Annotated in this window: 23 protein-coding genes; 15 read left to right on the plus strand and 8 right to left on the minus strand. The window is 64.1% G+C overall.

Features of this window, described 5'->3' with window-relative positions; translation table 11 throughout:
* Positions 1-96: 96 nt before the first annotated feature.
* The 3 genes from ACK5L9_RS05315 to ACK5L9_RS05325 form a co-directional block, all read right to left on the minus strand.
* Positions 97-717: a glycosyltransferase family 29 protein gene (locus ACK5L9_RS05315; protein WP_416910413.1), complete on the minus strand. Its 621-nt coding sequence runs from the start codon at positions 715-717 to the stop codon at positions 97-99.
* Positions 714-1,751: a glycosyltransferase family 4 protein gene (locus tag ACK5L9_RS05320; protein ID WP_416910414.1), complete on the minus strand. Its 1,038-nt coding sequence runs from the start codon at positions 1,749-1,751 to the stop codon at positions 714-716. The genes ACK5L9_RS05315 and ACK5L9_RS05320 overlap by 4 nt, the downstream gene beginning before the upstream one ends.
* Positions 1,752-1,847: 96 nt before the next feature.
* On the minus strand, positions 1,848-2,264 hold the full coding sequence (locus tag ACK5L9_RS05325; RefSeq protein ID WP_416910415.1) for a hypothetical protein: 417 nt from the start codon (positions 2,262-2,264) through the stop codon (positions 1,848-1,850).
* 147 nt (positions 2,265-2,411) lie between these two features.
* Between ACK5L9_RS05325 and leuB the strand changes: the two genes are divergently transcribed.
* Together leuB and ACK5L9_RS05335 are read left to right on the plus strand one after the other, a co-directional pair.
* The gene (gene leuB / locus ACK5L9_RS05330; protein WP_416910416.1) at positions 2,412-3,536 is read left to right on the plus strand and encodes a 3-isopropylmalate dehydrogenase; all 1,125 of its coding nucleotides are present in this window, start codon (positions 2,412-2,414) and stop codon (positions 3,534-3,536) included.
* 199 nt (positions 3,537-3,735) lie between these two features.
* Positions 3,736-4,329, plus strand: coding sequence for a hypothetical protein (locus tag ACK5L9_RS05335; RefSeq protein ID WP_416910417.1), 594 nt, complete (start codon positions 3,736-3,738; stop codon positions 4,327-4,329).
* 9 nt (positions 4,330-4,338) lie between these two features.
* Here the strand turns inward: ACK5L9_RS05335 and ACK5L9_RS05340 are convergent, their stop codons facing one another.
* Both ACK5L9_RS05340 and ACK5L9_RS05345 read right to left on the minus strand, forming a co-directional pair.
* On the minus strand, positions 4,339-4,557 hold the full coding sequence (locus ACK5L9_RS05340; protein WP_416910418.1) for a hypothetical protein: 219 nt from the start codon (positions 4,555-4,557) through the stop codon (positions 4,339-4,341).
* Between the two features lie 15 nt (positions 4,558-4,572).
* Positions 4,573-5,103: an acyl-homoserine-lactone synthase gene (locus ACK5L9_RS05345; protein WP_416910419.1), complete on the minus strand. Its 531-nt coding sequence runs from the start codon at positions 5,101-5,103 to the stop codon at positions 4,573-4,575.
* Between the two features lie 396 nt (positions 5,104-5,499).
* Here ACK5L9_RS05345 and ACK5L9_RS05350 point away from each other — a divergent pair, with 396 nt between their 5' ends.
* The gene (locus ACK5L9_RS05350; protein ID WP_416910420.1) at positions 5,500-6,120 is read left to right on the plus strand and encodes an autoinducer binding domain-containing protein; all 621 of its coding nucleotides are present in this window, start codon (positions 5,500-5,502) and stop codon (positions 6,118-6,120) included.
* On the opposite strand, the gene arsC is transcribed toward ACK5L9_RS05350, so the two are convergent.
* Positions 6,117-6,494 (minus strand): arsenate reductase (glutaredoxin), encoded by a 378-nt coding sequence (arsC, locus tag ACK5L9_RS05355; RefSeq protein ID WP_416910421.1) that lies wholly within the window; start codon positions 6,492-6,494, stop codon positions 6,117-6,119. The genes ACK5L9_RS05350 and arsC overlap by 4 nt on opposite strands.
* Entirely contained in the window at positions 6,491-7,006 is a 516-nt protein-coding gene (locus ACK5L9_RS05360) for an Lrp/AsnC family transcriptional regulator (protein ID WP_416910422.1), read from the minus strand. The genes arsC and ACK5L9_RS05360 overlap by 4 nt, the downstream gene beginning before the upstream one ends.
* 100 nt (positions 7,007-7,106) lie before the next feature.
* Between ACK5L9_RS05360 and ACK5L9_RS05365 the strand changes: the two genes are divergently transcribed.
* From ACK5L9_RS05365 to ACK5L9_RS05410, 10 genes are all read left to right on the plus strand, one after another.
* Positions 7,107-7,430, plus strand: a complete 324-nt coding sequence (locus tag ACK5L9_RS05365; RefSeq protein WP_416910423.1) for a DUF2849 domain-containing protein — start codon at positions 7,107-7,109, stop codon at positions 7,428-7,430.
* A complete protein-coding gene (locus ACK5L9_RS05370) occupies positions 7,430-9,088 on the plus strand; it encodes a nitrite/sulfite reductase (RefSeq protein ID WP_416910424.1) in 1,659 nt (552 codons plus the stop codon). The genes ACK5L9_RS05365 and ACK5L9_RS05370 overlap by 1 nt, the downstream gene beginning before the upstream one ends.
* On the plus strand, positions 9,081-9,812 hold the full coding sequence (locus ACK5L9_RS05375; protein ID WP_416910425.1) for a phosphoadenylyl-sulfate reductase: 732 nt from the start codon (positions 9,081-9,083) through the stop codon (positions 9,810-9,812). The genes ACK5L9_RS05370 and ACK5L9_RS05375 overlap by 8 nt, the downstream gene beginning before the upstream one ends.
* The gene (locus ACK5L9_RS05380; RefSeq protein WP_416910426.1) at positions 9,809-10,180 is read left to right on the plus strand and encodes a DUF934 domain-containing protein; all 372 of its coding nucleotides are present in this window, start codon (positions 9,809-9,811) and stop codon (positions 10,178-10,180) included. The genes ACK5L9_RS05375 and ACK5L9_RS05380 overlap by 4 nt, the downstream gene beginning before the upstream one ends.
* A 48-nt stretch (positions 10,181-10,228) precedes the next feature.
* The gene (locus ACK5L9_RS05385) at positions 10,229-11,071 is read left to right on the plus strand and encodes a ferredoxin--NADP reductase (protein WP_416910427.1); all 843 of its coding nucleotides are present in this window, start codon (positions 10,229-10,231) and stop codon (positions 11,069-11,071) included.
* A 102-nt stretch (positions 11,072-11,173) separates the two neighbouring features.
* Positions 11,174-12,055 (plus strand): DMT family transporter, encoded by an 882-nt coding sequence (locus ACK5L9_RS05390; protein WP_416910429.1) that lies wholly within the window; start codon positions 11,174-11,176, stop codon positions 12,053-12,055.
* A 54-nt stretch (positions 12,056-12,109) separates the two neighbouring features.
* Positions 12,110-12,709: an NADPH-dependent FMN reductase gene (locus ACK5L9_RS05395; RefSeq protein ID WP_416910430.1), complete on the plus strand. Its 600-nt coding sequence runs from the start codon at positions 12,110-12,112 to the stop codon at positions 12,707-12,709.
* Position 12,710: 1 nt separating this feature from the next.
* The gene (locus ACK5L9_RS05400; RefSeq protein ID WP_416910431.1) at positions 12,711-13,919 is read left to right on the plus strand and encodes an MFS transporter; all 1,209 of its coding nucleotides are present in this window, start codon (positions 12,711-12,713) and stop codon (positions 13,917-13,919) included.
* 29 nt (positions 13,920-13,948) lie between these two features.
* Entirely contained in the window at positions 13,949-14,884 is a 936-nt protein-coding gene (locus ACK5L9_RS05405; RefSeq protein ID WP_416910432.1) for an ABC transporter ATP-binding protein, read from the plus strand.
* Positions 14,881-15,651, plus strand: a complete 771-nt coding sequence (locus ACK5L9_RS05410) for an ABC transporter permease (RefSeq protein WP_416910433.1) — start codon at positions 14,881-14,883, stop codon at positions 15,649-15,651. The genes ACK5L9_RS05405 and ACK5L9_RS05410 overlap by 4 nt, the downstream gene beginning before the upstream one ends.
* Before the next feature lie 274 nt (positions 15,652-15,925).
* Here the strand turns inward: ACK5L9_RS05410 and rpsU are convergent, their stop codons facing one another.
* Positions 15,926-16,132: a 30S ribosomal protein S21 gene (rpsU, locus tag ACK5L9_RS05415; RefSeq protein ID WP_022705914.1), complete on the minus strand. Its 207-nt coding sequence runs from the start codon at positions 16,130-16,132 to the stop codon at positions 15,926-15,928.
* Between the two features lie 93 nt (positions 16,133-16,225).
* Between rpsU and ACK5L9_RS05420 the strand changes: the two genes are divergently transcribed.
* Together ACK5L9_RS05420 and ACK5L9_RS05425 are read left to right on the plus strand one after the other, a co-directional pair.
* Positions 16,226-16,882, plus strand: coding sequence for a COQ9 family protein (locus ACK5L9_RS05420; protein ID WP_416910434.1), 657 nt, complete (start codon positions 16,226-16,228; stop codon positions 16,880-16,882).
* A 12-nt stretch (positions 16,883-16,894) separates the two neighbouring features.
* Positions 16,895-17,757, plus strand: an 863-nt coding sequence (locus ACK5L9_RS05425; protein ID WP_416910435.1) for an NAD(P)H-quinone oxidoreductase, incomplete at its 3' end; no start/stop codon positions are given.

Below are 17,757 nucleotides of genomic sequence, written 5' to 3' on the forward strand. Positions count from 1 at the left end.
AGGCAGGTCTTGCCACCGGAATCAGGGATTTGCCACCATTCCGGGCAAAGGCCAGCGGCCCTGGCGAAGGACCGTTCCCCGGACGGACAAAGCCGCCTAACCGCGCGTCAGAATCAGCCGGGAATCCTGACGGATCAGGTTTTCCACCCAATCGGCCTCGGCGGCGAAATCATGGGGAACCTGTTCGGCGCTGCGTTTTCCGGACAGGCTTTTGCTGGCAAAGAAATCGAAGCCATACAGTATCAGGCTGGCAAGGCTTGACCGCAGCAGCAGCTCGATCATCATCGCGCCGGTGGTTGGGGGGGCGGCCAGCCGGTCTTTCAGCGCCCCATAATCGGCCAGCGGATGCAGGTAAAACCCCGGCGAGGTGGCGCTGCGCCAGTCCAGCCGCTTGCGTTTGGGTGACATCCACAGGATGCGCGAGGGCGCGATACGGATGCGGTCGGGCTGTGACAGGTGTACCGCCAGCGCCAGCCAGTCGGTGCGGCTTCCATGGCTGGCGGCGCGGGGCGCGGGCGCGCGGTTGATGCGGATGACCAGATCGGCGGCATCTATGCGGGCTCCTAGCGGCGTTCCGGCCAGCGCGCGGGCATTGCCGACCAGCGCGACCGACTTTCCCTCAAGATCGGCCAGCAGATTTCCTTGCGGGACCGACAGCCTTTGCAGCGCGGCCTCGTCGCGGAAAAGCCGCGCGATATGAAAGCGCAGCGGGGTCATGGCCTCTCCAGCAATTCGCGATAGATGGCCACCAGGGCGCGGGCCTCGGTCTCGATGGCGTGGTTTGCCTGAACATGGGCGCGGGCGGCGCGGCCTGCGGCGGCGCGGGCGGCATCATCGTCCAGCCAGTGGCGCAGCGCCGCAGTCAGCGCATCCTGATCGCCGGTTGCGACAAGGCTGCCGGTTTCGCCGTCGCGGATCAGCGCCGGGAAGGCCCCGGCATGGCTGGCAATGACGGGAACGCCGCAGGCCATGGCCTCCAGCGGGGTCAGGCCGAACCCCTCCCAGCGGGCGGGGGCGGCGAACAGGTCCAGCGCCTGATAATGGCGGACAAGCTGATCCCAGGGCAGTTCGCCCAGCAGGCGGATCCGGTCCCGAAGCCCGGCGGCCCCGACCTGCGCCATCAGGTCATCGGCAAAGGCGCGGTGTTCCGGCGTGACGCGGCCGGTAAAGACGATCTGGACGCGGGGGCGGCCGGGCAGCAGGTTCAGCCCGGCGTGGATCAGCAAATCGACGCCCTTCTGTTCGCGAAACCGCCCGAAACAGCCGATCAGCACCGCATCGGGATCAAGCCCGAGGTCACGGCGCAGCGCGGTGCGGTCGGCGGGCGGGTGAAAGATGCCGGTATCGACGCCATGCATCACCACCTGCGCCGCCCCGTCCAGATAGCTTGCCGCCTGCGGGCTGGTGGCGACCAGCCTGTCCTGTTGCCGTATCAGCCAGCGGGTAAAGCCGGTATGCCGCCGCTGCGCCGCCGAGGTGAACAGCAGCCGGTATTTCCGCCGCAGCACCCGCCGCAGGATCAGGCCCAGCACCATTTCAGTGTTGCGCCGCGCATGCCAGACGCGCCAGCGGTCGCGCGGCAGGGTCGCGGCGCGGAGCAGCGGGATATGGGGCACCTCGGGCGGCAATCCCGGGCCGGTGGCGCGAATCGCGATCATCCGCGCCTGTATCGGAATCAGGCGCACGACGGTCGCGGTCACACCCGACAGGCGGCGTTTCAGGTTGGGCGCGACGACCAGCGGATCGGTCATGCGTTTCCTCCGGCATCAGGATATGCGCCCGGTGCGATGGCAGGGGCGATCATGGCAGCATAGGCAAGCCGCGCGCCAGAGGACAGAGCGGCGATATCAGTTACCTGCGGGCTGGATGCCGCCGCCCATCTGTTGCAGCTTGTCCAGCAGCGGCTTTGCCTGCGGGCCGATGCGGTCACAGGCCGCCGGATCGTCCAGCAGCGCAAAGGCCGGGCCGAAATAGTCGCGTTCGTAACTGGACGGGTCCAGCCCCAGCTTCTGCGCCAGCAGGTCGCCGGTGCCGGTCAGCAGCGTCCATTCACCGTCCGAGACCTGATAATCCGGGCAGTTCGAGGTGATCACATTCACCTCGGCCAGTTGCCGCGCAAGGTCGCTTGCCTGCCCCCGGTCCAGCGTGGAAACATCCGGCAGGGGCACAACAAGCTGATCGCCCCCGAAGGACAGTTTCGTCGTCGCCAGCAGCATCACGCCCATGACGACGGTTCCAATCATGATCACATCCCACAGCTTCATGCCGCAACCCGCCTCGTGCCATTTTTTGATTGGCCCTATCCCGCATGATCCGGGCGGGAACCGCAACCCAATTCGCCGTGATCTTGACCCCGTGGCGGCCTGCGTCTAACCGGACATGACACTGCCGATGCGCCAAGGAGGGCCGACATGACCGACAGATATTCGCTGCTTATCCTGCCCGGTGACGGAATCGGCCCCGAGGTCATGGCCGAAGTGGTCAAGGTCATCGACTGGTTTCAGGCCAATCGCGGCATGTCCTTCGATGTCACGCAGGATCTGGTCGGCGGCGCGGCGTATGATGCGCATGGCGTGCCTCTGGCAGATGCGACGATGGCCAGGGCGCAGGCGGTCGATGCCGTTCTGCTGGGCGCGGTCGGCGGACCGAAATACGACAATCTGGATTTCAGCGTAAAGCCGGAACGCGGCCTTCTGCGTCTGCGTAAGGAAATGGATCTGTTCGCAAATCTGCGCCCTGCGCAGTGCTTTGACGCGCTGGCCGATTTTTCTTCGCTCAAGCGCGAGGTGGTGGCCGGGCTGGACATTCTGATCATCCGCGAACTGACCAGCGGGGTTTATTTCGGCGAACCGCGCGGAATCCATTCCGACGACAACAACCCCGAAAACGAGGGTGGCCGCGTCGGTATCAATACCCAGCGTTACACCAGCGGCGAGATCCGGCGCGTCGCGCGTTCCGCCTTTGAACTGGCGCGCAAGCGGGGCAACAGGGTCTGTTCGATGGAAAAGGCCAATGTGATGGAATCGGGGATTCTCTGGCGCGAAGAGGTCCAGTGGGTCCATGACAACGAATATCCCGATGTCGAATTGTCGCACATGTATGCCGATAACGGTGCGATGCAGCTTGTCCGCCAGCCGCGTCAATTTGACGTGATCGTGACCGACAACCTGTTCGGTGATGTGCTGTCGGATGCGGCGGCGATGCTGACCGGCAGTCTGGGCATGCTGCCTTCGGCCAGTCTTGGCGCGCCGATGGCCAATGGCCGGCCCAAGGCCATGTACGAACCCGTCCATGGCAGCGCCCCCGACATTGCCGGTCAGGGCAAGGCCAACCCGATCGCCTGCATCCTCAGCTTTGCCATGGCGCTGCGCTATTCCTTCGATCAGGGCGAGGCGGCGTCGGAACTGGAACGCGCGGTCGAGCGGGTGCTGGCCGATGGCGTCCGTACCGCCGATCTGATGGGCCCCGAAGGCGGCGTTCCGGTCTCGACCGTCGAGATGGGCGACCGGATCGTCGCGGCGCTGGCGGCCGGGTAGGGCACCGATTCCAATCATGTTTCGGCGCGTCTGCCCAAGAAGGCGGGCCGCGCCGAACAGGCTGTGATGCCTGCCCGGTGCCATGTGTTGCGGGCGGCGGGCCGATCCGGCGCCTGCACGGACCGGAGCAAACCGGTTGCGCGGCCTTGTCGTTCGGCCCCATGATGGCCTGACCATTTCTCACGATCCGGATTTCAGCATGATGATCTTTTGGCGGCGCGCTTTGGTTATGTTCTCGATCCCCAAGACCGGCAGCCACAGCTATATCGAACATTTGCAGGATCAGGCGGATGTCGTGTTCCGGCATCCACAGCAGTTAAAGCATATGGGCCTGACCAAATTCACCAGCAAGATCAGACCGCTGTTTCAACAGGTCGGCAAACCTCTGGACCATTTCGCCTATTTTCGCGAGCCGGTCGATTGGGTCTGGAGCTGGTATCGCTATCGGACCCGTCCCGAAATCCGCGACCGCGATGCATCGACCCATGGCATCAGCTTCGACCAGTTCGTAGACGCCGTTGTCGCCGATGCCCCGCCCCCCTTTGCCCTGATCGGTCGCCAAAGCCATCTTGTCACCTCGAATGCCGCGCCCTTCGTCATCGACCACATCTTTCGCTATGATAACGCGACGCAGGCCAATGAATACCTGTCGGACAAGCTGGGCAAAAAGGTCTGCCCGCCGCAGCGGCTGAATGTCTCACCGGAAATGCCCAAGGAAATCAGCAGGAAAACAATTGCAAAGCTGGAAAACGCCCTGACGCGGGAATTTGAAATCTACGAATCCGCCCGGTGACGCCGCAGGTTATTTCAGGTGCTGAAGGCAGCCCGGCATCCGGGCGATGCCCAGAAATTCCCGGCCGTGCTTTTCGCCCGCCGGAACCCACAGCCCGTTATCGCGGAATTCGACCGTGATCACCCCGCTGTCATCGGCGAACTGATCGAAATTGGCCAGCATCGCCTCGATCATGTCGCGGGTCAGTTCCGCAGTTGCGGTTTCGTTTCTTGTGCGAACGGAAAGCATGTCCAAAACCCTGCCTTAATTATAGTCCCTTACGGGACATTCGATCACCTGAAAGCGACCATCGTTGTTAGAAGCGACCGGCCCCAGACATGAGGCAGGCCATTCCCAATGACGCGCCATACGCAGAAACGCCGGCGAGCCAAGGAAAAGCACAGAGCTTGCGCCCTGTTCGTGCAGGAAATCATTTGTCGCCTCCAGCAGCACGCGGGTGATTTCCCTGGGACCATTCACCACCATCCGCGTCAGTTCCCAGACATTCTGGTCGGCAGGTGGCAGTTCATGGCAAAGGTTTTGCGGCAGTCCGGGCAGGATCCCCAGACAGGCATCGCGGATCATATAGGAATATTGCAGCGTCCCGGCGCAGCTGACCTGATCGGTTCGCCGCAGCCGTGCGCCGCCCATGACCTCGCCGCGCTGACTGGCCACGACATAGGTTGTGTCGAAGGAATCGTATTGTTCGAATTCCAGTTCGTCTGCATGGAACAAGGGCCATTCCAGACGATCGACAAAAATCTGCTTTCGCAGCTTGAGATAGTCATGAACCATCCCCCAATCCGACAACCCATCGGGGTATCGAATCACCTTGACGTCATATGATGCGACAATCTGACCGTTTAAGGTCGTTGTCAGATGTTGATCCTGCGTTGTCATCAAAGTACCCGGCCTCAAAATCACTGGTTGAACATCAGGCCGCCGCGCGACGCAAAAAAACACACCTCGTTGCAAAAACGCAACGAACCCCTTTAGTGCAGGGAAAACAATCCGCAGGCACAGGACTTGCCTGCGGGCACCGATACTGTGACAACTAAACCACCACGCGACGACGGCCTTATGATGTCGTAGCTTTTATTGCTATGGGTTGAACCATAGTGCATAACTTCGCCAGGTACAGAGACATGGCTATTTAGCCAGTCCTTTTGGTCAATTTTTAAATGCCGAGCCATGATCGAAACGATTATCCCGAACCATGAAGACGAACTGCGCGCTCTGGAGCAGCTGGGTGTTTCTGGCTTTGTTCTGGGTTTCGGCCTGCGTTTCGGGCAGCCTGACTTTTTCCTCAGCAAGTACCCCGAGGCATGGACGACGATCTACGAACAGGAAAACTACTTTTTCGGCGATCCTGTCGCCGCATGGACCATTGCCAGAACCGGGGCAACCCGCTGGTCGGCGGTCAAATTCCCCGATCCGCGCGGCGTCATGAAGCACGCGGCCAAATACGGGCTGAAATTCGGCGCAACCTTCGTCGAAAAGGTCGGGCGCAAACGGTCATTCCTGTCGCTGGCCCGCCCCGACCGCGAACTGACCGATACCGAGATGATGGTCCTGCACAGCAAGCTGCAGACATGGGCCGCGCTGTTCGTGCGCGCCAAGATTGCGCTGTCCGATACGGAAATCGAGGCGCTGGCCGCGATCCGCGACGGCATCAGGCAATCCGACGCTGCCGACCGGCTGAATATCAGCCTGTCCACGCTGAAGATGCGGCTGGACAGCGCCCAGAAGAAACTGGGCGCGGCGAATACGCTGAATGCCGTCGTGCTGGCGGTGCGGCAGAACCTGATCTAACCGGCGGCCTGCAATATCTCGGACACTGTTTCCTTGGGGCGGCACAGTCTGGCGCGGCCATCGGGCGCAAACACCACCGGTCGCTCGATCAGCAGCGGATGTTCGGCCATCGCCGCAATCAGGGCGTTGTCATCCAGCCCCATATCGCCCAACCCCAGTTCGTCATAGGGTGTGTTCTTGCGACGCAGCAGGCCCCGCGCGTCAATTCCCGCCGCCTTCAGCGCAGCGCGCAGTTCATCCTGCGAGGGCGGATCCTGCACATAGTCGCGCACCACCGGATCAACGCCCGCGTCGCGCAGCGTCTGCAACACAAAGCGCGAGGTCGAGCAGGTCGGTTTGTGCCAGATCACCCATTGGCCATTGGTCTTGTTCATCTTTCCACCTCGAATATCGGCAAGGCGCTGGTCGCCTTGATTTCTTCCATCGACAGCAATGCCGTCACATTGTGAATTTTCACCTCGGCGATCAATGACTGATAGAACCGGTCATAGGCTCGCGCGTTGCGGACCTGCACCTTGAGGATATAGTCGATATCGCCTGCCAACCGGTGCGCCTCGACCACCTCGGGACGGTCGCGCAGCGCCTTCAGGAACCGCGCGGCCCAGTCCTTGTCATGTTCGCTGGTGCGGATCAGGACGAAGAAACATGCCTCAAGCCCCAGGGCCTCGGGGTCCAGAATCGCCACCTGCCGGCGGATCACCCCGGCCTCGCGCAGTTTGCGGATCCTGTTCCAGACCGGAGTCTTGGACGCCCCCACACGGTCGGCAATCTGGTCCAGCGACAGGCTGGCATCCTGTTGCAGCAGGAAGAGGATTTTCCGATCCACGTCATCCAGACGGACAGAAGTCTGTGCCGCACCGGCATCATGTGAAATTTGTTCCGACATGGCGTCCCCTGCCACTTGTTCATCCTTATTTCTTCCAAGCCATCGCAAAACACCAGAACAAAATTCTATATTGCAGGCAGAAACAATCAGGGCCGATCCCATGAGCAAAGCCTTCACCCCCAGCGCCGCGAAGCCGGGCGTCATCACCGCGAACGATCTGCGCGAAGGCCATAATGTCTGGATGTGCGAAGGTGGCTGGACCGCCGATCCCGCGCAGGCGACCCTGTTCGAGGACGAGGCTATTGCCGATCTGGCGATGCTGAAGGCTATCGGTCAGTCGAATGTCGTGGTCGGCCCCTATCTGGTCGAGGCGCGCCGCGCTGCCAATGGCCCGCAGCCGACCCATTTCCGCGAGGCGTTCCGTCAGACCGGCCCGTCCAACTATTTCCATGGCATTCAGGCCAGCAAGGCAAAGGCAAGCTGATGTTCGATATTCGTCCCGTCGAAACCGACTATGTCCGCCACCGTGCAAGCCAGTTCCGCGCGCAGGTCGCCCGTCGTCTGGATGGCAGTCTGACCGAGGATGAATTTCGCCCGCTTCGCCTGATGAATGGCGTTTATCTGCAATTGCACGCCTATATGCTGCGCGTGGCGATCCCCTATGGCACGATCAGCCCTGATCAGATGCGCATGCTGGCCCATCTGGCCCAGCATTACGACAAGGGTTATGGCCACTGGACCACGCGCCAGAACATTCAGTTCAACTGGCCGAAACTGGTCGATATTCCCGATATGCTGGATCTGCTGGCCTCGGTCGGGATGCATGCGATCCAGACCTCGGGGAACACCATCCGCAACGTGACGACCGACGCCTTCGCCGGTGCCGCTCTGGACGAGATCGCCGATCCGCGTCCCTATGCCGAGCTGCTGCGTAGCTGGTCCACCGATCACGCGGAATTCCAGTTCCTGCCGCGCAAGTTCAAGATTGCGATCACCGGTGCCGCACAGGACCGCGCGATCATTGCTGCCCATGACATCGGGCTGCGGCTGGTCGAACAGGACGGACAGACCGGGTTTCAGGTCTGGATCGGCGGCGGCCTTGGGCGTACGCCGTTGCTGGGCAAGGTCGTCCGTGATTTCCTGCCCTCAGAGGATCTGCTACCCTATATCGAGGCGATTATCGCGACCTATAACCTGTCGGGCCGCCGCGACAACAAGTACAAGGCCCGCATCAAGATCACCGTGGCCGAGCGCGGGCTGGACGTGCTGCGCGCCGAGATCGAGGACGAATTTGCCCGCCGCCGCCGCGACTTCAACGGTGCCGACCGCGAGGCGCTGGCCGCCTTCCGCGACCGGTTCAAGGCCCCGGCCTTCCGCAGCGCGCCGGTTGATGCCTATGCCGCCGAACGCGACGCGAACCCGGCCTTCCGCAGTTGGACCGACACCAACCTGCGCCCCCACCGGGCCGAAGGCTATGCCAGCGTCATCGTGACCTTCAAGGCGCCGGGCGCAACGCCGGGCGATGCGACCGCTGACCAGATGCGCCTGCTGGCGGAACTGGCCGAGCGTTACGGCCATGCCGATCTGCGCATCAGCCATGACCAGAACGTCGTGCTGCCGCATGTGCATCAATCCGACTTGCCGGTGCTGTATCAGGCGCTGCGCGAGGCGGGGCTGGCCACGGCGAATGCCGGGCTGACCAGCGACATCATCGCCTGCCCCGGCATGGATTACTGCACGCTGGCCACCGCCCGCTCGATTCCCATCGCGCAGGAAATCGCGGATCATTTCCGCGCCGCCGGGCTTGAGGATGAAATTGGCAACCTGAACATCCGCATCTCGGGCTGCATCAATGCCTGCGGGCATCACCATCTGGGCCATATCGGCATTCTGGGGCTGGATCGCGCCGGGGTCGAGAATTACCAGATCACGCTTGGCGGCGATGCCTATGACATTCCGGCCATCGGCCAGCGCGCCGGGGCGGGTTTCCCCGCCGAAGAGGTCGTGCCCGCCATCGACCGGCTGCTGCGCGCCTATCTGGACCTGCGCGAGGACGAGGGCGAACGTTTCATCGACGCCTATCGCCGCCTTGGCCCCGCGCCGTTCAAGGCCGCGCTTTACCCCGAGGCTGCCCATGCTTGACGGAACCCTTGACGATCGCGCCGGGCGGCTGAACCACCGGTACCGGCACCATGCCGCGACCGAGGTTCTGCGCCGCGCCGTCACCGACCCCGATCTGGGGCGGGTGGCGCTGGTATCCTCTTTCGGGTCGGAATCGGTGGTGCTGCTGCATATGGTCAGCGTCGTCGCCCCCGGCCTGCCGGTGCTGTTCATCGACACGCAGATGCTGTTCCCGGAAACGCTGGAATACCAGCGCGAGGTTTCGGCGAAACTGGGTCTGACCGATGTGCGCGTGATCCGCGCCAGCGAGGCCGAGGTTGCCCGCCACGATCCCGATGGCACGCTGCATCAGGTCAACCCCGATGCCTGCTGCGATTTTCGCAAGACCGTGCCGCTGGAAAGCGCGCTGTCCGGCTTTGACGCCTGGATCACCGGGCGCAAGCGGTTTCAGGGCGGGCAGCGTGTGGCGCTGGAGTTTTTCGAACCCGAGCCCCCGGCGCGGTTGCGCGTGAACCCTCTGGCCCATTGGCGGTCCGAGGACGTGCAGGAATACATGATCGAAAACAACCTGCCGCGTCATCCGCTGGTCGCGCAAGGTTATCCCTCGATCGGTTGCGCGCCCTGCACCTCGCCTGTGAAACCCGGAGAAGATCCGCGCTCGGGCCGCTGGCGGGGCAGCGACAAGACCGAATGCGGCATTCACTTCATTGGCGGACGCATGGTCCGTGGAAAGGTCTCGGCATGAGCACCGACATCATCGTCCGCGACGACGGCTTTCATCCGGCCGGGGGCACGCCCGAAATCACGCTGGCCCCCGACACCGCGCCGGAAACCCTGGTCGATCACATCCACCGCGATCTGGTCGCCATCGAGTTTCCTGCCTTTGGCGACGGGCGCGGATTCAGCCTTGCGCGGCGCTTGCGGGCGCTTGGCTTTGACGGAACGCTGCGCGCCACTGGCGGGCTGATTGCCGATCAATATGCCATGGCCCGCCGCGTCGGCTTTGACGAGGTCCAGATCCCCGCCACGCTGGCCGCCCGCCAGCCGCAGGATCAATGGCTTGCCCGCGCGAACTGGCGCGACTGGGACCATCGGTCGCGTCTGGCCGGTTGACCCTTTCACCGCGCCCGATACTCGCCTAAGACATTCAGGAATTCGAACATGACTCTGGACCTGCCCGTGGCCGACACCGCATCCAAGACCGCCGGAAAGACCCTGCCCGACGCGCAGACCGTCACCTCGGTCCGGCACTGGACCGATACGCTGTTCTCGTTCAGGGTGACGCGGCCCGCCTCGCTGCGCTTTCGTTCGGGCGAATTTGTGATGATCGGCCTGCTGGATGACAAGGGCAAGCCGCTGCTGCGCGCCTATTCCATCGCTTCGCCCAACTGGGATGACGAGCTGGAGTTTTATTCGATCAAGGTGCAGGACGGCCCCCTGACATCGCGGCTGCAACATATCCAGCCGGGCGACCAGATCATCCTGCGCCCCAAACCCGTCGGCACTCTGGTTCTTGACGCGCTGCTGCCCGGCAAGCGGCTGTGGTTCCTGGCCACCGGCACCGGCATCGCGCCCTTCGCCAGCCTGATGCGCGACCCCGACACGTTCGAGCGGTACGAACAGGTGATCATGATGCATACCTGCCGCACTGCGGCAGAGCTGGATTACGGCCGCGAACTGGTCGCGAATCTGAAGAACGACCCGCTGCTGACCGAGATGTATGGCGAGGGTTTCGCCGACCGGCTGCTATACTATCCGACCACCACGCGCGAGGAAACCCCGCAGATGGGCCGGATCACCGACAACATGACCTCGGGCAAGGTCTTTGCCGATCTGGGCCTGCCCCCCGTCAGCGCCGAAACCGACCGCGCGATGATCTGCGGCAGCCTGGCCTTCAACATTGATGTGAAAGCGGTGCTGGAGGGGTTCGGCCTGCGCGAAGGCGCAAATTCCGAGCCAAAGGAATTTGTGGTCGAAAAGGCCTTTGTCGGCGACGGGGTCTGACCCGGCCCGGAAGCAAGGCGCATCGCGCCGTCCGGCCCGCCCCGCGTTGCAGATGCTGCAAATATCGGCTAGCCCTGCCGCAGAATCAGAGGGCGCATTTCCATGACCGCAGCAATACAGGCCGACCCGCAGACAAGACCACTGCTTGCGGGGGCGTGGATGATGGGCGCGGTCGCGTCCTTTACCTCTATGGCGGTTGCCGGGCGCGCCATCTCGTTCGAACTTGACACGTTCGAGATCATGGCGTGGCGGTCGCTGGTGGGCGTTACGCTGGTCGCGCTGGTGATCAGCCTGCGCGGGCTGTGGGGCGATGTGAACCTGCGCCATCCGGGCCTGCATCTGGCCCGCAATGTCGCCCATTTCTCGGGGCAGAACCTGTGGTTTTATGCGATCTTCACCGTGCCGCTGGCACAGGTTTTCGCGCTGGAATTTACGGCTCCGCTTTGGGCGCTGGTGCTGTCGCGGCTGATGCTGGGCGAACGGCTGACAGCGGCGCGGGCGGCGGCGGCGGTGCTGGGATTTGCGGGGATCCTTGTGGTCACGCGACCCGGCGCGGCACCGGTCACGCCGGGGGTGATTGCCGGGGCGGCGGCGGCGCTTGGCTTTGCCTTTACCTATATCTTTACCAAAAAGCTGACTGCCGTGGCCCATACCGCCTGCATTCTGTGGTGGATGACCATTGTTCAGGCGATTCTGGGATTCGCCTGCGCGGGGATAGACGGCGACATCGCGCTGCCTTCGGCGGCGGCGCTGCCATGGATCGCGCTGATCGGATCGGCCGGGCTGGCGGCGCATTTCTGTATCGCCAACGCGCTGCGCGTCGCCCCCGCGACCGTCGTGATGCCCTTCGATTTCCTGCGTCTGCCAGTTATCGCCGTGGTCGGAATGGCCCTTTATGACGAACCGGTCGGCCCTTGGGTGATCGCCGGGGCGGCACTGATCCTGCTGGGCAATTATGTCAATCTGCGGGGCGCGGCACGCTGACCCCGCGTGGCGGCCAAGCGGTTATGAACGGGGCGGAACGGGAAAGGGAGGCAGATGACCCAGGGCAATCGGATCGTGGTGATCATGGGCTCGATCCGCGAGGGGCGGATCAACGACCGGATTGCGGCCTGGGCAGTCAGGGAACTGACCCGCCATGGTTTCGCGCCCCGGATCCTTGACCCTGCCGACCCCGAACTGCTGCCCGTCCAGATCGGAGACGCCGCCGCCATCGACCGGCTGCGCGCCCGGATGGCGGGGGCGGACGGCTTTGTCATCGTCACGCCGGAATATAACCACGCCGAGCCGGGGCACCTGAAAACGCTGATCGATTACGTTACCACCGAGTGGTGGGGACGGCCCGTCGGGCTGATCAGCTATGGCGGCATCTCGGGCGGGCTGCGTGCCATCGAGGCGCTGCGGATCATTCTGGCGGAACTGCACACCGTCACCATCCGCGACACGGTCAGCTTCAGCGCGCCCTGGCGGCGCTTTGACGAAGAAGGGCGGATCATCGACCCGGACGACGCGGCAGGGGCCGAGGCGGCAATGGCCGATTTCTGCCATCGGCTGCGCTGGTGGGCGGATTCGCTGGCCGATGCGCGCGAGGCCCGACCCTATGATCGCCCAGTCCCCAGCGATGAGGGGCGTGACTGAGATGGATCACCTGCTGCGGGATCGTCGTGCCTGGGGTCTTATGATGGCGGCGATGCTGACCATCATGTCCAACTCGACCATTACGCCGTCTCTGCCGGGGCTTGAGGCGCGGTTTGCCGACAATCCGCAAGCGGCGGTGCTGACGCGCATGCTGATCACGGCACCCTCGTTGCTGGTGGCGCTGACCGCGCCCTTTGCCGGAGGGCTGACCGACCGGCTGGGACGACGCAAGCCGTTGCTGATCGGGATGATCGTCTATGCGGTGGCGGGCACGGCGGGGCTGTACCTGACCTCGCTTGAGGCGCTGCTGGTCAGCCGTCTGGCCCTTGGTCTGGGCGTGGCGATGATCATGACCTCGCAGGCGGCGCTGGTGGGCGATTACTTCGAGGGCGCGGCGCGGGGGCGGTTGCTGGGCTATCAGATGGCGGCCACGAATTTCGGCGGGCTGATCTTTGTGACCGTGGCGGGGTTGCTGGCGGCCAGCGACGCGCGGCTGCCCTTTGCTATCTATGGGCTGGCGGCGCTGGTCCTGCCGCTGCTGGCCGCGATCCTGCCCGAGCCGCCGCGCTTTTGCGCCCCGACCGCCGGGCCGGGCCATGCGCCCCGCATCGACGCCAGCGAACCCGGCTGGCAACTGACCGTCGCGATCATGGCGATCGCGTCGGGGTTGACCTTCGTGATCTATTACGTGGTGCCGACGCAGATACCCTTTCACCTTGACGAACAGGGCATCGGCGGCCCGCGCGCCGCCAGTTACGTGATCGGCGCGATGATGTTCACGGCGGGGCTGATGTCGGTGATCACCGGCTGGATCCGGCCCTGGCTGGGGCGGATCGGTACCCCGGTCTCGGGGTTTCTGGCGCTGGCGGCGGGGTTTGCCCTGCTGGCCCTTGCGCATTCGCTGATCCTTGCCATGCTGGCCACCGCTCTGATGGGCGTGGGGATGGGGCTGACCATGCCGACTTTCATCACCACCGCGCTGAACGTCGCGCCAGCGCGGCATCGCGGGTTGGTCACGGGGCTGGTGACATCGGCGATTTTTCTGGGACAATTCCTGTCGCCTCTGGCATCTCAGCCCCTTGTTACCCATCTGGGCTATGCGGGGGCCTTTCGCATGGGCACCTTTGCCTTTGTCGCTCTGGCGATCGTGCTTGCCGCGACGCTGCGCCGCCGGAGGCCCGCGATGGACAAGCCGCTGCGGGTGAAATAGCGGCGAAGGAACAGCCAAGGAGGCAGGGCATGACCCCGATCATCGAGATCGAGAACCTTTCCAAACGATATGGCAGTGGTACCACCGCGCTGACCGATGTGTCCATGACCATCGACGAGGGCGAGATCATCGCCCTGCTTGGCCCCAATGGCGCGGGCAAGACGACGCTGATTTCGATCATCTGCGGGCTGGTCGTACCGACCGGTGGCACGGTCCGCGTGGGCGGCCATGACATCCGCAGCGATTGGCGCGCGGCGCGGCGGATGATCGGCCTCGTGCCGCAGGAAATCGCGCTGGAGCCGTTCGAGAAGGTGATCAATACCGTCCGCTTTACCCGCGGTCTGTATGGAGAGCCGCCGGATGACGCCTATATCGAACAGGTGCTGCGCAGCCTTGCCCTGTGGGACAAGCGCGATGCCGCCACGCGCGAATTGTCGGGGGGCATGAAACGCCGGGTGCTGATCGCCAAGGCGCTGTCGCACCGGCCCCGGGTGCTGTTTCTGGACGAACCCACAGCCGGCGTCGATGTCGCCCTGCGGCGCGAGATGTGGCAGGTCGTCGAACAACTGCGCCGCGACGGTGTGACCATCATCCTGACCACGCATTATCTGGAAGAGGCCGAGGAAATGGCCGACCGGATCGGTGTCATCAACCACGGCCGCCTGCTGCTGGTCAAACCTACGACCGAGCTGATGGGCGATTTTGGCAAGAAGCTGTTGACCGTCGAGCTGGACGAGCCGCTGGCCGCGCTGCCCCCGGAACTGCTGGGGCGCGTTACCCTGTCCGAAGACCGGCGGGCACTGCATTACGAATACGATACCCGCGCCGAACGCACGGGCATCGCCCGGCTGCTGGCCGATCTGGCGGGGCATGGGATCGCGGTGCGCGACGTCTCGACCAAGCAATCCAGCCTGGAAGAGGTGTTCATGGCGCTTGTCGCCGACCAGAAGGCAGAGGCGGCATGACCGGGATCAACTGGCCCGGAGTCCGGGCGATCTTTCACCACGAGATGACGCGCTTTTTCCGCACCATCTGGCAGTCGCTGGCCTCTCCGGTGGTGTCCACAACGCTGTATTTCGTGGTCTTTGGCGCGGCCATTGGCGGGCGCATCCAGTCGGTCGAGGGCGTGCCCTATGGTGCCTTCATCGTGCCTGGCCTGATGATGCTGACGATCCTGCAACAATCGGTCAGCAATGCCAGCTTTGGCATCTATTTCCCGAAATTCAGCGGAACGATCTATGAATATCTGGTTTCGCCCGTAGGCTGGCTGGAAGTCATGATGGGCTTTGTCGGGGCCGCTGCCGCCAAGGCGATGCTGATCGCGCTGGTGATCCTGGTGACAAGCTTTTTCTTTGTCGGCGTGCATATCCTGCATCCGTTCTGGATGCTGGGTTTCCTGTTCCTGACAGCGGTCGGCTTCAGCCTGCTGGGCTTTATCATCGGCCTCTGGGCCAGATCGTTCGAGCAGTTGCAGATCATCCCGTTGATGGTCATCACACCGCTGGTCTTTCTGGGCGGTGCCTTCTATTCGGCCAGTATGCTGCCCCCCTTCTGGGAGGCGGTGGCCAAGCTGAACCCGGTACTGTACCTGATTTCCGGCTTTCGCTGGTCCTTTTTCGGCCTCGCCGACGTGCCGGTGGGCCTGTCGCTGTTCGCGGTCGGGCTGATGGTGCTGGTCTGTTTCGGCATCATCCGCTGGATCTTTGCGACGGGCTGGCGGTTGCGCGAATAACCCGGTGCCCCGGTCCGGGCGCATTTCCGGGGATCCTTTGCGCGATGGCGGCGCCGCTGATTTGCGTCCCGCGATAGCCGGGGGAGCTGCGCCCCCCGGACCCCCTGCAAACGCCTGCGGCGGAGCGTTGGTCTGATGGCCTTGCAGTTCCCGCCGGGCGGTCGTCGTCCGCTGGCCCTTTGTTGCGCCTGTCGCAACGCAAAGCGGCGGTTGTAACGAAAAACCCCCGAGCCATTGGCGTCGGGGGCTTTCTGATAACGCGGATCGCGTCGTCTTACAGCGCGCCTTCGCGCTGAGCCTTTTTACGGGCCAGCTTGCGGGCGCGGCGGACGGCCTCGGCCTTTTCACGGGCTTTCTTGACCGACGGCTTCTCGAAATGCTGCCGAAGCTTCATTTCGCGGAAGACACCTTCGCGCTGAAGTTTTTTCTTCAGGGCACGAAGCGCCTGTTCGACGTTGTTGTCGCGAACATTGACCTGCATGTGGTTGTCACCACCTTCCTAGGTTAGAGTTGCAAAGATTGCAGGAAGCGTTCCAATAGCAAAGCCGGGCGCCCTTGTCCAGAAGAGGCCGAAATGACCGAAACCGACCGTGACACGCTTTTGGATGCGGCGCTGATCCATGTGCCCTTCGACTGTATGAACGACCGCGCGCTGAAGGCAGTCGCGCGCGATCTGGGCCTTTCCGGGGCGATGGCGCGGGTGCTGGTCCCGCAGGGCGGGGCCGGGCTGGCCGCCGCCTATCACCGCCGCGCCGATGCCGGGCTGCGCGACTGGCTGGCCGCCACGCCGCCCGAGGGCCGGTTCCGCGACCGCGTGGCGATCTCGATCTGGCAGCGTCTGGCCCTTGTCGATCCCGAACTGGTCCGCGCCGGTGCCGCGACGCTGGCGCTGCCGCAGAACGCACCCCTGGCCGCAAGGCTGGTCTGGGAGACGGCGGATGCGATCTGGGCCGGGCTGGGCGACGGTTCGGACGATTTGAACTGGTATTCCAAGCGCGCCACGCTGTCGGCGGTGATCAGCGCGACGGTGCTGTTCTGGCTGGGCGACCAGTCCGACGGCCGCGCCGATACCCGCGCCTTCATCGACCGCCGGATCGACGGGGTGATGCGGTTCGAGGGCGTCAAGGCGCGGATCGGCAGGCTGCCGGGCGCCGCGCCGCTGGGTCGCGCCGCCTTCGGCTGGATCCGCGCGCCCCGGACCCGCGACCTGCCCGGCAAGACCACCCGCTGACAAGGAGAGAAGATGTTTCCCGACGCGATGAACGCGGTCGAGATCGCCGCGCCCGGCGATGCCGACCAGTTGCAGATGACCCGCCGCCCGGTGCCGGTGCCGCGCCATGACCAGATCCTGATCCGGGTCGCCTATGCCGGGGTGAACCGCCCCGACGTGTTGCAGCGCATGGGAGCCTATGCGCCGCCGCCCGACGCCTCGGACCTGCCGGGGCTGGAGGCCTCGGGCGAGATCGTCGGCATGGGCGCGGGCGTGACCCGCTGGAAGAAGGGTGAAAGGGTCTGCGCGCTGCTGCCCGGCGGCGGTTACGCGGAATATGTCGCCTGCCACGCCGATCACGCGCTGCGCATCCCGCACCGCCTGTCGCTGCGCGAGGCTGCCTGCCTGCCGGAAACCGCCTTCACCGTCTGGTCGAACGTGGTCACGCGCGGCGGGTTGCGGGGGGGCGAGCGCTTTCTTGTCCATGGCGGCAGTTCCGGCATCGGCATGATGGCGATCCAGATCGCGCGGGCCCTGGGCGCGCGGGTCTTCGCCACCGCCGGAAGCGACGCGAAATGCGCGGCGATCAGGGCCCTGGGCGCAACCGCGATCAATTACCGGAGCACGGATTTCACCAAGCGGATGGCGACCGAGGGCGGCGCCGACCTGATCCTCGACATGGTCGGCGGCAGCTATATCCCGCGCAACATCAAGACGCTGGCACCCGACGGGCGGCTGGTGATGATCGCCTTTCTGGAAGGCCCGAAGGTCGAGCTGAACTTCGCGCAGATCATGACAAAGCGGCTGACCGTCACCGGCTCGACCCTGCGGCCGCAATCCGATCTTGCCAAGGTCGAGATTGCCGAGGCGCTGCGCAAGAAGCTGTGGCCGCTGAT

It is taken from the genome of Paracoccus sp. (in: a-proteobacteria) (assembly GCF_047973135.1).
GTDB lineage: Bacteria > Pseudomonadota > Alphaproteobacteria > Rhodobacterales > Rhodobacteraceae > Paracoccus.

Bases quoted from the DNA above. Each gene is read 5' to 3' on its own strand.
- ACK5L9_RS05370 (WP_416910424.1), top strand. From the start codon at position 7,430: ATGTTCGATATTCGTCCCGTCGAAACCGACTATGTCCGCCACCGTGCA.
- leuB (WP_416910416.1), top strand. From the start codon at position 2,412: ATGACCGACAGATATTCGCTGCTTATCCTGCCCGGTGACGGAATCGGC.
- ACK5L9_RS05340 (WP_416910418.1), bottom strand. From the start codon at position 4,557: ATGCTTTCCGTTCGCACAAGAAACGAAACCGCAACTGCGGAACTGACC.
- ACK5L9_RS05350 (WP_416910420.1), top strand. From the start codon at position 5,500: ATGATCGAAACGATTATCCCGAACCATGAAGACGAACTGCGCGCTCTG.
- ACK5L9_RS05395 (WP_416910430.1), top strand. From the start codon at position 12,110: ATGACCCAGGGCAATCGGATCGTGGTGATCATGGGCTCGATCCGCGAG.
- ACK5L9_RS05385 (WP_416910427.1), top strand. From the start codon at position 10,229: ATGACTCTGGACCTGCCCGTGGCCGACACCGCATCCAAGACCGCCGGA.
- ACK5L9_RS05320 (WP_416910414.1), bottom strand. From the start codon at position 1,751: ATGACCGATCCGCTGGTCGTCGCGCCCAACCTGAAACGCCGCCTGTCG.
- ACK5L9_RS05400 (WP_416910431.1), top strand. From the start codon at position 12,711: ATGGATCACCTGCTGCGGGATCGTCGTGCCTGGGGTCTTATGATGGCG.
- ACK5L9_RS05380 (WP_416910426.1), top strand. From the start codon at position 9,809: ATGAGCACCGACATCATCGTCCGCGACGACGGCTTTCATCCGGCCGGG.
- ACK5L9_RS05335 (WP_416910417.1), top strand. From the start codon at position 3,736: ATGATGATCTTTTGGCGGCGCGCTTTGGTTATGTTCTCGATCCCCAAG.
- ACK5L9_RS05375 (WP_416910425.1), top strand. From the start codon at position 9,081: ATGCTTGACGGAACCCTTGACGATCGCGCCGGGCGGCTGAACCACCGG.
- ACK5L9_RS05325 (WP_416910415.1), bottom strand. From the start codon at position 2,264: ATGAAGCTGTGGGATGTGATCATGATTGGAACCGTCGTCATGGGCGTG.
- ACK5L9_RS05345 (WP_416910419.1), bottom strand. From the start codon at position 5,103: ATGGTTCATGACTATCTCAAGCTGCGAAAGCAGATTTTTGTCGATCGT.
- ACK5L9_RS05410 (WP_416910433.1), top strand. From the start codon at position 14,881: ATGACCGGGATCAACTGGCCCGGAGTCCGGGCGATCTTTCACCACGAG.
- ACK5L9_RS05360 (WP_416910422.1), bottom strand. From the start codon at position 7,006: ATGTCGGAACAAATTTCACATGATGCCGGTGCGGCACAGACTTCTGTC.
- arsC (WP_416910421.1), bottom strand. From the start codon at position 6,494: ATGAACAAGACCAATGGCCAATGGGTGATCTGGCACAAACCGACCTGC.
- ACK5L9_RS05315 (WP_416910413.1), bottom strand. From the start codon at position 717: ATGACCCCGCTGCGCTTTCATATCGCGCGGCTTTTCCGCGACGAGGCC.
- rpsU (WP_022705914.1), bottom strand. From the start codon at position 16,132: ATGCAGGTCAATGTTCGCGACAACAACGTCGAACAGGCGCTTCGTGCC.
- ACK5L9_RS05405 (WP_416910432.1), top strand. From the start codon at position 13,949: ATGACCCCGATCATCGAGATCGAGAACCTTTCCAAACGATATGGCAGT.
- ACK5L9_RS05390 (WP_416910429.1), top strand. From the start codon at position 11,174: ATGACCGCAGCAATACAGGCCGACCCGCAGACAAGACCACTGCTTGCG.
- ACK5L9_RS05420 (WP_416910434.1), top strand. From the start codon at position 16,226: ATGACCGAAACCGACCGTGACACGCTTTTGGATGCGGCGCTGATCCAT.
- ACK5L9_RS05365 (WP_416910423.1), top strand. From the start codon at position 7,107: ATGAGCAAAGCCTTCACCCCCAGCGCCGCGAAGCCGGGCGTCATCACC.